Here is a 13,928-nt window from a genome sequence, read left to right on the forward strand (position 1 = left end):
CACGGAACGGGTGCAGGTCAGCCCGGCGGCGCGAAGGGGTTTTCCGGTTCCGGCGAAGCCTCAGGCTGGGCGACCGGCTGCGTGATCGGTGCAGGAGCGGTCACGTGCGGATACTGCTGCGCGTACTGCCCTTGTGACCCGGACTGCGCAGGAGGCGCGTACTGCGCGACAGGCACAGGCGGCGCGGACTGAGGCTGCAACTTCGCCTGATCCCGCTGCCGCCGCTCCGCCAGCACCGCCGACAGATACGCCCACGACGGCACACCAGGCGGCACCGGTGCCCCGATCGCCCCGGCGACCTGCTGCGCGAGCCCGTACCCGAGGGCTTCGGCCGCTTCGGGGCGAAGCTCACTCGTGCGGCTCAAGTACTGACGACAGGCCAGCGCGAGGTCGTTCGGCAGCCGGGTCAGGTCCAGCTGCGAAGCCCAGTACGCCAGCTGCGGCGGCATCCCGACGTACGGCGTCCGGGAAGCGGGCATGCGTTCCCGGATCACCAGGGTGCCGGCGAGGTAGTCGCCGACGCGGCGGCCGTTGGGCGACAGCAGCGACGTGACCACAGCCACGACGCCGAGCAGGCCCAGCGCCCAGAAGTCGATGAAGAACCCGGCGAGCCCGCGGACCAGCGCGTGCCGGAACCGGACCGGGCCGCCGTCGGTGCGGACCACCCGCAGGCCGAGCGCCATCTTCCCGAGGGTGCGGCCGCGGCTCAGTGTCTCGAAGATCACCGGGTAGCCGACCATGATCAGCACGAGGGTCACCAGGAACAGGGTCAGCGCCAGCGCCTCGTCGCCGAACGCGGCGACCTGGCTCAGCACCAGCACCGCGACGAGCAGCGCGAGCAGCTGGATGGCGACGTCGAGCATCATGGCGAGCCCGCGGCTGGCCAGCTTCGCCGCGCGCACGTCCAGGACGACGGCCTCGCCGGTGACGAGTTCGGACTCTTGTTCCACCCGGCAAGCGTAGTGACGAATAGGCTGGGCGACCAAGGACGATCGCCGGGAGGGCTCCGAGTTGGACGTGGACGTGTTCGTCGCCGCGCACCAGGCCGAATGGAACCGGCTGCGTGACCTCGTCGGCCGCGCCGGGAAACTCAGCGGCCCGGACGCCGACGAGCTGGTGACGCTGTACCAGCGCGTCGCGACGCATCTTTCGATCATCCGCTCGGTCGCGCCCGATCCCGTGCTCGTCGCGCAGCTGTCCGGTCTGGTCGCGAAGGCCCGCTCGGCGGTCACCGGTTCGCACAGTCCCGCCTGGCGTGAGGTCGGGCTGTTCTTCACCCACCGGTTCCCCGCGGCGCTGTACCTGAGCAGGCGCTGGTGGCTGGCGTCGGCGGCGGCGTCGATCGCGGTGATGGCGATCGCGGCGGTGTGGATCGCCGGTGACCCGCAGGTGCTCGCGTCGCTGGCCTCGCCCGAGGAGTTCAAGGACCTGACGGCGCCGGGCGGGAAATACGAGACGTACTACTCGTCCGATCCCGCCGGCTCCTTCGCCGCGCGTGTCTGGACCAACAACGCCTGGGTGGCCGCGACCTGTCTCTTCCTCGGCGTGGTGCTGGGGCTCCCGGTGATCTACGCGCTCTGGGCGAACTCGCTGAACCTCGCGATCGGCGCGGCGCTGATGTCCTCGGCCGGGCGGCTCGACGTGTTCTTCGGCCTGATCCTGCCGCACGGCCTGCTGGAGCTGACCGCGGTGTTCGTCGCGGCCGGAACGGGGCTGAAGCTCGGCTGGACGGTCATCGACCCGGGACGCCGCTCCCGGACGGCGGCGCTCGGCGAGCAGGGGCGCTCGGTCGTGGTGATGGCGCTGGGGCTGACCGTGGTCCTGCTGATCTCCGGCGTGATCGAGGGTTTCGTGACGCCGTCGGGCCTGCCGACCTGGGCGAGGATCGGAATCGGAGTAATCGCCGAGGTCGCGTTTTTACTCTATGTGTTCATTGTCGGGCGCCGTGCCGCGAAAGCGGGCGAAGTGGGTGATGTCGACTGGCGATACGCTGGAGATTCTCGACCTGAAGCGGGCTGACCTGGTTAGCTCCTCCCATGGGGAGAAAACGTTTACGCGTATTCGCGACAGTCGTCCTGTCCATTCTCGCCTCGACGCTTCTCGTCGGCGCCTCCCAGGCCAAGACCTCGGCCGCGCCTTCGGGTAAACAGAACTGGGTGGTGAGCGTCGGCGGATTCCGGACCGACGCCGACCGCAACTACGTCCGGCTCGGCTATCTCGTGTTCAACCCGGCCGACAACACCGTCGCGCACAATTTCTGGACCTGGAGCCAGGCGGACTTCCCCGCCCCGGTCAACAGCGGCGACGTCTATTACTGCGGAACCTGGGCACCGGGCTCCAATCCCCGCAACAACTGCCCGATCAAGACCGCGCCGGGCTTCACCGGTGAACCGAACGGTCATTTCACCGGCACCTATGCCGAGAACTCCGGGCAGGTGGCCATCACCTGGACCAGCAGCACCGTCAACGGCACGACCACACCCGTGAACCTGGCCGAGACGTGGTCGGTTTCGGAGACCCGGCCGGGTCTCGGCCGGATGCGACTGGTCGGCGACAACTACTCGATCACCAGCGGCATCGCCTACGGCAGCAACGCTTCCCTCGCCCAGACCAGCAAGGCCCCGATGAGCTCGGTCCGCGCGACCCAGCGGTCGTACCTGCTGGAAGGCCAGGGCGTGAATCGCCGAGCGATCACCGACTGGACCAGGGGAAGCAGCGGTGCCCTCGGCGTCGGCCCGGGGTGGAACAACTGCGACGACGGCTCGTGTCTCGGTTTCGTGCAATACGACTCCGGCTGCGACCCGTCCTCCTGCTGCCCCGCCGGTCCCGGCCACGCGGCCTGCGCGCAGAAGATCATCGACACCGGCGACAGGCGCTTCTACTACCTGAGCGACGCCTTCGGCGGGCGGCGCAACAGCTACGAGTTCTGGTGCGAATGCCTGTCCTACGACGGTTGCTACCTCGGCAACAGCCACGTCCGGCCGCTGCTGCAGGTGATCGACGACGCGGGCGCGTTCCAGGGCTGGGTCGGCGCCGAGGTCAGCCCCGACCGGAGCGGCACGCGGGATCCTTCGGGCGAGTACTACTCCAGTTTCGCGCTGGTGGCATAGAGCGGCAGGTGAGTTCCCGGTCCAGGTGGTCGTGAGTGGTAAGTGTCGTTAGAACCGTCGTAACCACTCACGAGGCTCTCGACCGCACTCCACACACCGTGCCCGCCTTCGCCGCAACCGGACGTTGCGAAAGCCACTTTCGCAACGTCCAAGGTTGCGAAAGTGGCTTTCGCAACACCCCGACCACAGCCACGCGGGCACTACAGGGCCATCAAAAGGCGCAAGTAAGCACTGGGCCTCGTGAGCGGTAACTGTCGTTCTAACGACACTTACCGCTCACGACCAACCCAGCCAAAACGGCTCAGCAGCTGCAACTCCCCTCGAAAGCGATGCTGTTCCCGTCCTCCAGACCCGCGCTCCCCGCGAACCGGATCTCGAACTCCCCGGGTTCGGTCAGGACGATCTTCGGGCTCGTCGCCGAACCGTCGGCGCCGGTCTTCGCCGTCGCCGTCTCGGCGCCGCCTTCGAAGACGAGCACGTTCTTCGGCCGCGCCGCGCGCACGAAGAAGTTCACCGGGACGTCGGCCGCGGGCTGGCCGTTCTCCCCGATCACGCGCACCACGAACGGCTGCCCCGGCGTCTTCGACGACAGCCGCTGCCCGTTGCCGGACAGGATCGCGAGCGTCCGCACCCCGGCCGCCCAGGTGTTGGCCAGCCCGGGCAGCGAGCAGACCTCCTGGTACAGCCGCGCCCCGGCGGTCGGCGCCTCCGCGGTCAGGCAGCGCGCGGTCGCCACGTTCGCCAGCAGCACCAGCCCGGGCAGCCCGGCGTTGCGACGCCACTGCTGGTAGCGGTCCTTGCCGTCGCACGCCACGAGTTTGACGCCGACGCCGTCGACAGGGCTGATCGCCGCCAGGCACTGTCCACTCGGGACGTGCTTGTACGAGAGCGCCGCCTTGTCGTACAGCCACCGCGCGCCGACGTCCTTCGCGTCGGCGAGGACGAGCTTGCCGTCGGCCGCGGACAGCGAGACGTTCCCGCCGCCGTCGGCGAGGTAGACCGGGGTCCCGGCGGGTTGCGCGGAAGCGGGTGAAACGAGCAGCACCACCGGGAGCAGTGCGAAGAACAGCACGACCTTGCGCAAGCCGGACCCCAATCGTGGTCGGTCTGGATCTCCTTCCGAGCTAACCGCCCGCGCCACTCGCAGCCAACCGGCACCACCCCATCGGGTTCAGCCGAACCGCACGTGGGTCCGCCACAGCTTGAACAGTTCAAGATCACCGGTGACGTCGTCGGCGTCCGCAGCCCCTCGCCGACCCCGCTCCCAGCTGACCTCCGAGCCGTCGAGGTCGAGGAACCAGGCATGCTCCCCCGCCTCGAAACCCACGGACCTTCCCGGACCGAGGATCTCCCGCTTCTCCGGCCGGAGCTCGAAGTGCAGCGGCAGCACTTCGAGTTCCATCCACTCGTCGATGGCGTCGAGCACGACCAGAGGCGAGGCACGGAACTCCAGCCCCGCGGCGAGGGTCGCGTCAGCGCGGGCAGCGGACCGGAGTCGTCACCGTCGACCCGGCGCACCTGGTCGTCGGGCACCGGCGACGTCGCCCGCGTCCGGACGATCTCCGTCGCCCACCGGTGCCCGCCGCCGAGATGCCGCACGAGCGCGCCCAGCGTCCAGCCGGGGCAGGACGGCACGGGTGTGGTCAGGTCGGCGTCGGCCAGTTCTGTCGCGAGCAGTTCGGCCTGGGTGACGATCCCGGCGCAGTGCTTGTCGACGCAGTGCCGGTCGAAATCCATCCGGTCCTCCTGATGATCGGTTCACCAGGGGGTCGGAGCCGGTTCGCGGCTCTCGACATCACAGCCGTCCGGCCGCCTTCAGCGCGAGGTAGCGGTCGGCCAGTCGCGGGGGCAGGTCCTCGGGCACGGCGTCGACGACCTCGACCCCGTGCCGTGCCAGCCGCGCGGTGACCTGGCGCCGTTCGGCCAGCACCCGCTCGGCCGCTGCCGCGTCGTAGACGGCTTCCGCGTCGCCGCGGCCCGCCGCCATCTCGGCGACCCGCGGGTCCGCCACCGAGGCGATCATCAGCTGGTGCCGCGAGGTCAGCTTGGACAGGATCGGGAACAGGCCTTCTTCCAGCGGCGCCGCGTCCAGCCCGGTCAGCAGGACGACCAGCGCACGCCGCCGGGTCCGCCGCAGCACCTCGGCGATCATCCCCCGCGCGTCGGTCTCGACCAGCGACGGTTCGAGCGGCGCCATCGCGTTCACCAAGGCGGGCAACAGATCCGACGATCCCTGGACCGCGGCGTGGACTTGGCGGTCGTAGGCCAGGAGGTCGACACGGTCACCCGCCCGCGCGGCGAGCACGGCCAGCAGCAGGGCCGCGTCCATCGACGCGTCGAGCCGCGGCGCGTCGCCGACCCGGCCCGCCGAAACGCGGCCGGTGTCGAGGACCAGCACCACGTGCCTGTCACGTTCGGGACGCCAGGTCCGCACCATGACGTCGGACGCGCGCGCCGAGGCCCGCCAGTCGATCGAGCGGACGTCGTCGCCGATCACGTACTCGCGCAGGGAGTCGAATTCCGTGCCCTGGCCCCGGATCAGCACCGCGTTGCGGCCGTCGAGCTGCTGCAGCCGCGCCAGCCGCGACGGCAGATGCTTGCGGCTGTGGAAAGGCGGCAGCACCCGCACGGTCCACGGCACGTCGTGCGAACCCTGCCGCGCCGCGAGCCCCAGCGGCCCAGTCGACCGGACGGTGACCCTGGTCGCGGTCCGGTCGCCGCGCCGCGTCGGCAGGAGCCGGGTGGTCACGACCCGCCTTTCGCCCGCGGGCAAGGAAAGCCGGTGCCTGTCGTCCGCGCCGGCGCTGGGCGGCCAGGCATCCCGGAGCCGCGCGCGCACGGGACGGCCACCGGGGTTGGCCACGGTCAGCGTGACCTCGCAGGGCTCCCCCAGCCGCACGGACGTCGCGCCGGACCGCGCGAACACCAGCCGCCGCACACTCCCGGCGAGCACGAGATCCAGTACCACCAACAGGAACAGCACCACCGCGGCCAGCCCGATCCCGGCCCACGAGGGCAGCAGGAAGCCGACCACCGGCGCCGCGAGGAGCGCCAGCAGCCCGAGCCGCCCGGTGACGGCCATCAGCGTGGAACGGGCACGGACGCGAGGACGCGGTCCAGCACACCGTCGGCGGTCGCGCCTTCGAGTTCGGCTTCGGGCCGAAGGTCGAGCCGGTGCCGCAAAGACGGCCGTGCCAAGGCTTTGACGTCGTCCGGGGTCGCGTAGTCGCGGCCCGCGAGCCACGCCCACGCCCGCGTCGCGGCCAGCAGCGCCGTCGCGCCACGCGGGGAGACGCCGAGGCGCACGGACGGCAGCGCCCGCGTCGCCCGGCAGACGTCGACGATGTAGGCGAGCACTTCGGGGCGCACCGTGACCCCGGCGACAGCGCGCCGCGCGGCGTCCAGCTGGGCGATCCCGGCGACCGGCTGGATCCCGGCCGCGGCCAGGTTCCGCGGGTCGAAACCCTGCGCGTGCCGGGAAAGGATGCCGAACTCGTCCTCGCGGGACGGGGTCGGCATGGTCAGCTTCAGCAGGAACCGGTCCAGCTGCGCCTCGGGAAGCGGGTACGTGCCTTCGTACTCGACCGGGTTCTGCGTCGCGATGACGATGAACGGGTCGGGCAGCGGCCGCGTCTTGCCGTCGCTGGAGACCTGCCGCTCCTCCATCGCCTCCAGCAGCGACGACTGCGTCTTCGGCGGGGTGCGGTTGATCTCGTCCGCCAGCAGGAGGTTCGTGAACACCGGGCCCTCGCGGAAGGAGAACTCGCCGCTGTGCGCGTCGTAGACGATCGAGCCGGTGATGTCGCCCGGCATGAGGTCCGGCGTGAACTGCACCCGGGTCGTCTTCAGGTCCAGTGCCGCGGCCAAGGCCCGCACCAGCAAGGTCTTCGCCACGCCCGGAACGCCTTCGAGCAGCACGTGTCCCCGGCACAGCAACGCGATGATGAGCCCGGTGACGGCCGCGTCGTTGCCCACCACGGCCTTTCCGACCTCGGCGCGCAGGGCGATCAGCGCCGCCCGCGCTTCGGCCGCACCGTCCACACTGGACTGTCCGGGCTGTCCGGCCTGTTCGGTACTCAAGACCGCTCCACCTCTCGTTCCACGACATCGAGTCCGTCCGCCAGCCGCACCAGCGCGGCGTCATCGGCGGGCGGATCCCCGTACAACAGCGCGCCGACCTCGGCAGGTGCCCGGCCGGTCCGCGCGGCGACGGATTCCACCAGTGCGGCGGGTTCGGCGTCGCGGGTGAGCCCCAGCAACGGCCGAAGCCGCGCGCGGGCCGCCTCACGCAGGGTTTCCCCGGCGTGCGCGGCGGCCTTCGCCTTGCGATACAACCGTGCCCGTCCCTCGGTGGCCTCGGCCGCGCGCACCACGACCGGGATCGGTTCGGACACCACCGGTCCCAGCCTCCTGGAACGCCACAACGCCAGCAGCACCACCGCGAACCCGGCCTGCAAAGCCGCGTACGACCAGCCCGCCGGGATCAGTTCGGACAGCGGCTTCTTCTCGTTCTCCAGCGACGGATCGGCGGGCGTCGGCAGGTACCAGACCAGCTTGTCCTGCTTCCCGAGCAGGCGCATCGCGAGCGCCGCGTTGCCTTCGTCGGCCAGCCACTCGTTGGTCAGCGGCTCGGGGGCGCCGAGCACGGTCACCGTCCCTTGTGGACCGGGCACTTCGAGGTACGAACCGCCGTAGCATTCCCGCGCCCTGGGTTGCGTGGCCGCGTACTTCAGGCCGCCCATCGTCGCGCTCCCGGCGGCGAGCGCGTCCTCGACCTGGCAGTCGGGAGCGCGGGTCTCGGTTTCGAGCTGACCGCTCACCCGCACCCCGGGGAGGACTTCGTCGACCGTGCCCGGACTCGGCCGTACGAGGACGACGTTCTCGGCGTCCCGGCGGATCTCGGTGAAGGTGCTCTTGGGCACGTAGGCGGGTTGGGTGATCAACACGGTCGCACCCGCCGCGGCGCCCTTGAGTTCGGCGGCCGTGTGCACCGTGGTGATCTTGACGCCTTCCCGCTCCAGCAAAGTCGCCAGCGCGCGGCTTCCGCCAGGCTCGTAGGAACCCGGTTCGAGCGCGCCGGTGCTCTGCTCGCCCTGGACGAGGACGAGCAGCGTCCCGGTCAGCACGAGCAGGAAGACGACCGCGAGCGGGAGCCGCACCCCGCGCCAGACCCGGCGGGCGTCGGGCGAGACCGAGGTCATCCGGCCGCCAGCGCGACGGGCCGGGCACGACGGCAGGCTTCGTCCAATTCGGACAGTGACCGGTAGCCGTCCCCGGTGGCCGGGATCCCTCCATAATGGACATCGTCGAACAACCGGGCACCGGCACGCAGGGGCACGGCGACGTCCGGGAGCAGCAGTCCGGCCTCGTTGGCGGCCTCGTCGGCGGTCCGGCCGGACTTCTCGTCCAGCAGCGCCCGCTCCTCCAGCGACCGCACCACGGCGCGGAAGCGCTCACGGACGGCGTCGTCGAAGTCGCCGCGAGAAGCGGCCTCCTCGGCAGCCTTGCGATGTTCGCCGGAAGCCTTGCGTTGCCCGGCGAACACGGCCCGGCCGCTCTTGGCCGACGTCGCCAAAGGACCGGACCGCAGGCGGATCACCACCACCAGCACGACCAGCACGACGATCAGCAGCAGCACGGCGAAGATCCCGCCGGGCACGGCGCTGTTGACGGTGTCGAGGAAGCTCAACAGCTTTTCGAGCACCCAGTTGAACGCCTCGGACAGCCAACTCGGCTTCGCGTTCTGGTACGCCGAACCCGAGAGCTCCTCGGCCGCGCGCAGCCGGGCGGTGTCCCGGTCGATGTCGACCGGGACGTCGGTGAGGAAGCGCGTCACCATGCCTGCGGCGGGGGCGGCGTCGCGATCCCGGCCGCACGGGCCAGCTCGATGTCCATGCCCTCGCGGCGCATCCGCTGGTCGATGTAGAGGATCACGGTCACCAGCGCGGTGAACGGGCCGACGATCGTCTGCGCGATCACCGTGCCCACCGACTGCAGGATCAGGTCACCGGTCGAGGGGACGTACATCTGGTCCAGGTTGCCGAAGATGGACAGGAAGGCGCTGAAGCTGAACGGAATCGTGATGATCGACGCCAGGAACGACGAGATCACGTACGCCAGCAGCAGGATCCCGAAGACCCGCCAGAACATGCCCGAGACCAGCTTCACCGACCGGCGGAACGACTCCATCACGGTGCCGCGTTCGAGGATGAACGCCGGGCTGGCCAGCGCCCAGAAGGTGTAGGGGATGATCGCCGGCAGCAGGCAGAAGACCGCGGCGACCAGGAACGCCAGGGTGTAGAGCACGGTCAGCCCGAGCAGCGGCAGCAGCCGCGGCGTCGCCTCCTTCAAGGCTTCCTTGAAGGTGACCGGCTTGCCCAGGACGGCCCTGCCCATCAGCACGGTCAGGAATCCGGTGAGGATGGTCGTCCCGAGCAGGGTGGCGACGAGGGTGATGAACGACGTCGCCAGCGAACCGCCCAGGACGCCGAGCAGCTGGTTCATCAGTTCCTGATCGGTGGCCGCCGGGCCGAGATCACGCACCTTCGCGAGATCGCCGGTGGTGTCGACCAGCAGCAGCCCGACCAGGTTGAGGGCCGCGGTGAACACGGCGGTGACCGCGGCGGCGCCGAAGACCATCCGCCAGTACCTGCGCATGGCCGTGACCGCGCCGTCGAGGATGTCGGTCAGGTTCAGCGGGCGCAGCGGGATGACCCCGGGCCTGCCGAGACCGACCTTCCAGTTCGCGTACTGCTGCCGCGGCGGCTGATAGGACGGCAGCGGAGGCGGCGGCGTGGCCCCGGACGGGGACTGCCATTGCTGCTCCGGCGCCGGCGGCAGCGGCTCACCCTGCGGCGGCGTCGGTGCGTCCGCCTGCGGCTGGGCCGGTGTGTCCGCCTGCGGCTTTGGCGTCTCGGTGCCTTCCGGCCCGGACGGTCCGCCGGTCTCCGTCATGCGACAGCCCCTTACCCGTTCACGTTGCTTACGCACACTCTTCCAGAGGGTCCGACACCCAGCCAGAGCTGGGGGGACGACACTGATGGGTGACCACTCGCCTCACCCTGGATACCCTCTGCAGCCAAGCAGTGGGAGGGGAGGCCGTTAGCTCGTTATGCTGAACATCGGACCGGGTACCCCCGGTTCGCCCCTAGAACCACCGGGACCGACTTGATGACGCAACCGCCCCACGGCCAGTGGCCGCCACGCGGCGCCGTCCAGCCACCGCCGGTGCACGGCCAGCCCCCTGCCCAGTGGCACGGCGCGCCGCACCAGTTCCCGCCGCCGCCGCGCCGGTCCGTCGGCGCGATCGTCGGTATCTGCCTCGGCGCGGTCGCCGTCCTGGTTCTCGGCCTGGTCGCGATCGTTTCACTCAATCGTGACGGCAACGATCACGTAGCGAACGCGGGCTACAGCACCCTGCCGAATCCGACCTCGCCCGCGGAACTGCCGCCGAGCGGGTCCGCGTCACCGTCGTCCTCGACGAACCCGTTCCCGACGTCGCCGACCAAGGCGCCGTCCTCGTCGAGCGGGCCGCAGAAGATCCTCAAGCTCGGCGACCACCCGATCCTCCAGGATCCCAACGCCGGACTGCAGAACCGCGTCTGCGCGCTGCCGCAGTGGCAGAGCAGCCAGCAGGCCGCCGAAGCGTTCTTCACCGCGGCGGGCAAATGCCTCGACAACGCGTGGGGCCCGTTCCTCGACGCCTACAAACTGCCGTTCACCCCGCCCGCCCTGCACTTCCCGACCGGCGCCAGCTTCGAAACCGAATGCGGCACGATCCAGGTGGGCATCGCGACGGCGGCGTACTACTGCGAGAACAACCTCTACGTGCCGTTCCGCGGTCTGCAGACCGACCAGTACGGCAACAACCCCGGCGTCTACCTCGCCCTTTTCGCGCACGAGTACGGGCATCACGTGCAGGAGGTCGCCGGGCTGATGGACGCGGCCTGGCAGAAGATCTACGACGCGGGCCAGAACAGCCCCGCCGGGCTGGAGATGTCGCGGCGCAAGGAACTGCAGGCGCAGTGCTTCTCCGGGATGTTCCTCGGCGCGCACGTCGACCAGGGCGGCACGGTCAGCCGGGACATGTACAACAAGGCCTGGAACGACCAGGAGACCCGGGGCGACAACACCTCGCGCAGCCAGGACCACGGGACGAACGCGCATTACGCGTCCTGGTGGCGGGCGGGTGCGAGCAACAACCGGATCGCCGACTGCAACACCTTCTCGGCCCCGGCCAGCGCCGTCTCCTGACTTTCTCGCGCGTGGTGGCGGGTCGCCGCTCGCCGACGGATCCGGTGCCGTTGGCGATTCCGGCTTGCCCGGTGCGGCTGGTCGCCGGGCTCGTGAGTGGTGAGGACAGTTATTGAGGGGCAAGGCAAAGGTGTCGGGTCGACGCGTCCGACGAGGGCGCGAGGTGTCACTCAGGGTGAGGGGTGTGTGGAAATAGGGACGCTCAACGTCCCTATTTCCACACACCCTCCCTGTCCGACCGTCGTGACCGGTCCGGTCACGACAGGACTGTGTGGATTTCCGGTCATCCAACGCACCGAAATCCACACAGTCGGCGCCACAGGCCCGGCGTCGCACAGAGTCACCCGACGCCGTCCACAAACATGCCACCCTCAATAGAACCTGCCTAGCCACTCACGAGGCATGGGTTCAGGCAGCCACGGGGGTCAGGCAGCCACGGGGACGCGCGGCCCGCGCAGCACCAGGAAGACGTACATCCCACCCGCGAAACAGCTGAACACCAGCAGGGCCAGCCCCAGCGGCCGCCGCCCGTCGCTGGCGCCCGCCGTCGTGTCGACCGCGTGCACCGCGATCCCGTCCCCCGAAGCACCGTCAGGGACGACGACGTCGATGCGCTCGCCCTTGCCGTGCCCGCAGCCGTTGAGCGACCCCTCGACCGGCTTGCCGCCGAATTCGAACTTGACCTTCTCGCTGGCCCCGCCGCCCGTGCAGGGCGCGGGCTCGACGACCTCGGCCTGCACGGTCGTCCCCTGAGTCTCGTTCGTGATACCGAACAGGCCCGGCCCGGCGAACCAGGCCAGGAAGATCACCAGCAGGCCGGCACCGGCCGCCACGGCCAGGGAGTTCCACCCCGGGGTGAGCCCTCTGGCGGGGTCCGATCGCTTGCGCACGCTCGCCATGCTCCCAGAACCTCGCGGCAAAACACAGGAGCCCTCTGTTCCGGAGAGGGTGATACCAAAGCTCCCCCGCTACCGCTCGATCGTCTCCGCGGCGGTCACCTTCCGGATGTACAGCAGCTTGTCCCCCGGCTCGATCGCGTCCGCCTGCGGAGCGTCCACGCGGTACAGGACGCCGTCGCGGACGACGCCCAGCACGATGTCCGGCAGGTGCCGCGGCGAACCGCCTTCTTCGGACGGTTCCACCGGGCGTTCGGCGATCGCGAGGCCGGACTCGGGGGTGAGCAGGTCCTCGACCATGTCGACCACCAGCGGCGTCGACGTCGCCATCCCGAGCAGTCGCCCGGCGGTCTCGCTCGACACCACGACCTGGTTCGCGCCCGACTGCTTGAGCAGGTGGACGTTCTCCGCCTCCCGCACCGACGCCACGATGTGCGACTTCGGCGCCAGCTCGCGGGCGGTCAGCGTGACCAGCACCGCGGTGTCGTCCCGGTTCGGGGCGACGACGACGGCCTTGGCCCGCTGCACGCCGGCGACCCGCAGGACGTCGGCGCGGGTGGCGGAACCGTGCACGGTCACCAGGCCGAGTGAAGTCGCCGCTTCCAGCGCCTGCTGGTCGGTGTCGACGACGACGATGTGGTCGGGTTCGACGCTCTCGTCCCCGAGCAGCGCGTTGACCGCCGAACGGCCCTTCGTGCCGAATCCCACGACGACCGTGTGGTCACGCACCTTCGTCCTCCACTTTTGGATCTTGAAAGCCTGCCGGGAGCGCTCGGTGAGCACTTCGAGTGTGGTACCGACCAGGACGATGAGGAACAGCACCCGCAGCGGGGTGATCACCAGGACGTTCACCAGCCGCGCGGACGACGTCGCCGGGGCGATGTCGCCGTAACCGGTGGTCGACAGCGACACGGTCGCGTAATAGAGGCTGTCGAGGAGGCTGAGCCCGTCGCCGTTGGCGTCGCGGTAGCCGTCTCGGTCGAAGTAGACGATCAGAACGGTCGCGAGCAGGGCGAGCATCGCGCCGATGATCCGTTTGAGGATCGACCGCAGCGGGCTGACCGTCAGTTCCGGCATCCGGATCACGCCGACGAGCTCGTGGTCCGGGCGGTCGCTCAGCCGGACCGGGAAACGCTTGAGAACCCTCATGCACAGGCTCCGGCCTGGTCCGCGTCACTCACGGTCGCCGAGGATAGCCGACGAACCTTACGTTCAGCGCGGTATGCGAAGCTCAGGGCATGTCTTCGGATTCCCAGCCGTCTCAGCGGCCCGCCTATTTCCTCGCCGGCCTGCTGGGCGCGGCCGGTGTCCTGCACTTCGTCCAGCCGAAGCCCTTCGACGCGATCATCCCGAAGCAGCTCCCCGGCTCGGCCCGGGCGTGGACCTACGGCTCCGGTGTGGCCGAGCTGGGTGTCGCGGCGGCGGTCGCCAACCCGAAGACGCGGCGGCTCGGCGGGCTCGCGGCCGCGCTGCTGTTCGTCGTGGTCCTGCCGGGGAACGTGAAGATGGCCGTCGACGCCGACCGCCGGAAGGCCCCGAAGCACTGGCGAGCGGCCTTCTGGGCCCGCGTCCCGCTGCAGATCCCGCTGGTGACCTGGGCCCTGAAGGTCCGGGACCGCGCCTAGACCCCTCGCGATTCGTCATCTACTTGCGGTGGTTGACCTACGCA

The 13,928-nt window shown here is 70.1% G+C and carries 14 protein-coding genes and 1 pseudogene; 4 read left to right on the forward strand and 11 right to left on the reverse strand.

Annotation, left to right across the window (positions count from 1 at the left end):
* Positions 1-17: 17 nt before the first annotated feature.
* Positions 18-950 carry an RDD family protein gene (locus tag ACFOSH_RS20585; RefSeq protein WP_378240616.1) on the reverse strand — a complete coding sequence of 311 codons (933 nt, stop codon included), beginning with the start codon at positions 948-950 and terminating at the stop codon, positions 18-20.
* 61 nt (positions 951-1,011) lie between these two features.
* On the opposite strand from ACFOSH_RS20585, the gene ACFOSH_RS20590 reads away from it, so the two are divergent.
* Together ACFOSH_RS20590 and ACFOSH_RS20595 are read left to right on the forward strand one after the other, a co-directional pair.
* Positions 1,012-2,019: a stage II sporulation protein M gene (locus ACFOSH_RS20590; protein WP_378240618.1), complete on the forward strand. Its 1,008-nt coding sequence runs from the start codon at positions 1,012-1,014 to the stop codon at positions 2,017-2,019.
* Positions 2,020-2,036: 17 nt separating this feature from the next.
* Positions 2,037-3,110: a hypothetical protein gene (locus ACFOSH_RS20595; protein ID WP_378240619.1), complete on the forward strand. Its 1,074-nt coding sequence runs from the start codon at positions 2,037-2,039 to the stop codon at positions 3,108-3,110.
* Positions 3,111-3,411: 301 nt separating this feature from the next.
* Here ACFOSH_RS20595 and ACFOSH_RS20600 read toward each other — a convergent pair whose 3' ends face one another.
* From ACFOSH_RS20600 to ACFOSH_RS20635, 8 genes and pseudogenes are all read right to left on the reverse strand, one after another.
* On the reverse strand, positions 3,412-4,194 hold the full coding sequence (locus ACFOSH_RS20600; protein WP_378240620.1) for a hypothetical protein: 783 nt from the start codon (positions 4,192-4,194) through the stop codon (positions 3,412-3,414).
* An 87-nt stretch (positions 4,195-4,281) separates the two neighbouring features.
* Positions 4,282-4,536, reverse strand: a complete 255-nt coding sequence (locus ACFOSH_RS20605; protein WP_378240621.1) for a hypothetical protein — start codon at positions 4,534-4,536, stop codon at positions 4,282-4,284.
* Between the two features lie 140 nt (positions 4,537-4,676).
* Positions 4,677-4,847 (reverse strand): annotated as a pseudogene (locus ACFOSH_RS20610) (maleylpyruvate isomerase N-terminal domain-containing protein); the annotation flags it as partial.
* Positions 4,848-4,905: 58 nt separating this feature from the next.
* Positions 4,906-6,192, reverse strand: a complete 1,287-nt coding sequence (locus ACFOSH_RS20615) for a DUF58 domain-containing protein (RefSeq protein WP_378240622.1) — start codon at positions 6,190-6,192, stop codon at positions 4,906-4,908.
* Complete coding sequence (locus tag ACFOSH_RS20620; RefSeq protein WP_449224189.1) at positions 6,192-7,151, reverse strand: AAA family ATPase; 960 nt, start codon at positions 7,149-7,151, stop codon at positions 6,192-6,194. Before ACFOSH_RS20620 ends, ACFOSH_RS20615 begins: the two co-directional genes overlap by 1 nt.
* 35 nt (positions 7,152-7,186) lie before the next feature.
* A complete protein-coding gene (locus ACFOSH_RS20625; RefSeq protein WP_378240624.1) occupies positions 7,187-8,311 on the reverse strand; it encodes a DUF4350 domain-containing protein in 1,125 nt (374 codons plus the stop codon).
* Positions 8,308-8,949 (reverse strand): DUF4129 domain-containing protein, encoded by a 642-nt coding sequence (locus tag ACFOSH_RS20630; protein ID WP_378240626.1) that lies wholly within the window; start codon positions 8,947-8,949, stop codon positions 8,308-8,310. Before ACFOSH_RS20630 ends, ACFOSH_RS20625 begins: the two co-directional genes overlap by 4 nt.
* Positions 8,943-10,064 carry a hypothetical protein gene (locus ACFOSH_RS20635; protein WP_378240628.1) on the reverse strand — a complete coding sequence of 374 codons (1,122 nt, stop codon included), beginning with the start codon at positions 10,062-10,064 and terminating at the stop codon, positions 8,943-8,945. Before ACFOSH_RS20635 ends, ACFOSH_RS20630 begins: the two co-directional genes overlap by 7 nt.
* Positions 10,065-10,280: 216 nt before the next feature.
* Here ACFOSH_RS20635 and ACFOSH_RS20640 point away from each other — a divergent pair, with 216 nt between their 5' ends.
* Positions 10,281-11,363, forward strand: a complete 1,083-nt coding sequence (locus ACFOSH_RS20640) for a neutral zinc metallopeptidase (RefSeq protein WP_378240629.1) — start codon at positions 10,281-10,283, stop codon at positions 11,361-11,363.
* Between the two features lie 425 nt (positions 11,364-11,788).
* On the opposite strand, the gene ACFOSH_RS20645 is transcribed toward ACFOSH_RS20640, so the two are convergent.
* Both ACFOSH_RS20645 and ACFOSH_RS20650 read right to left on the reverse strand, forming a co-directional pair.
* Positions 11,789-12,196: a hypothetical protein gene (locus ACFOSH_RS20645; protein WP_378240682.1), complete on the reverse strand. Its 408-nt coding sequence runs from the start codon at positions 12,194-12,196 to the stop codon at positions 11,789-11,791.
* 135 nt (positions 12,197-12,331) lie between these two features.
* Entirely contained in the window at positions 12,332-13,408 is a 1,077-nt protein-coding gene (locus tag ACFOSH_RS20650) for a potassium channel family protein (RefSeq protein ID WP_378240630.1), read from the reverse strand.
* A gap of 89 nt (positions 13,409-13,497) precedes the next feature.
* Between ACFOSH_RS20650 and ACFOSH_RS20655 the strand changes: the two genes are divergently transcribed.
* Entirely contained in the window at positions 13,498-13,884 is a 387-nt protein-coding gene (locus ACFOSH_RS20655; protein ID WP_005167663.1) for a DoxX family protein, read from the forward strand.
* Positions 13,885-13,928 lie beyond the last annotated feature (44 nt).

Source organism: Amycolatopsis speibonae, from assembly GCF_042647925.1.
In the GTDB taxonomy this organism is placed as follows: Bacteria; Actinomycetota; Actinomycetes; order Mycobacteriales; family Pseudonocardiaceae; genus Amycolatopsis; species Amycolatopsis speibonae.

What these genes read in the sequence shown, in the direction of transcription:
- ACFOSH_RS20595 (WP_378240619.1), top strand. Translation starts at nt 2,037, where the DNA reads ATGGGGAGAAAACGTTTACGCGTATTCGCGACAGTCGTCCTGTCCATT.
- ACFOSH_RS20650 (WP_378240630.1), bottom strand. Translation starts at nt 13,408, where the DNA reads ATGAGGGTTCTCAAGCGTTTCCCGGTCCGGCTGAGCGACCGCCCGGAC.
- ACFOSH_RS20630 (WP_378240626.1), bottom strand. Translation starts at nt 8,949, where the DNA reads ATGGTGACGCGCTTCCTCACCGACGTCCCGGTCGACATCGACCGGGAC.
- ACFOSH_RS20625 (WP_378240624.1), bottom strand. Translation starts at nt 8,311, where the DNA reads ATGACCTCGGTCTCGCCCGACGCCCGCCGGGTCTGGCGCGGGGTGCGG.
- ACFOSH_RS20615 (WP_378240622.1), bottom strand. Translation starts at nt 6,192, where the DNA reads ATGGCCGTCACCGGGCGGCTCGGGCTGCTGGCGCTCCTCGCGGCGCCG.
- ACFOSH_RS20640 (WP_378240629.1), top strand. Translation starts at nt 10,281, where the DNA reads ATGACGCAACCGCCCCACGGCCAGTGGCCGCCACGCGGCGCCGTCCAG.
- ACFOSH_RS20655 (WP_005167663.1), top strand. Translation starts at nt 13,498, where the DNA reads ATGTCTTCGGATTCCCAGCCGTCTCAGCGGCCCGCCTATTTCCTCGCC.
- ACFOSH_RS20635 (WP_378240628.1), bottom strand. Translation starts at nt 10,064, where the DNA reads ATGACGGAGACCGGCGGACCGTCCGGGCCGGAAGGCACCGAGACGCCA.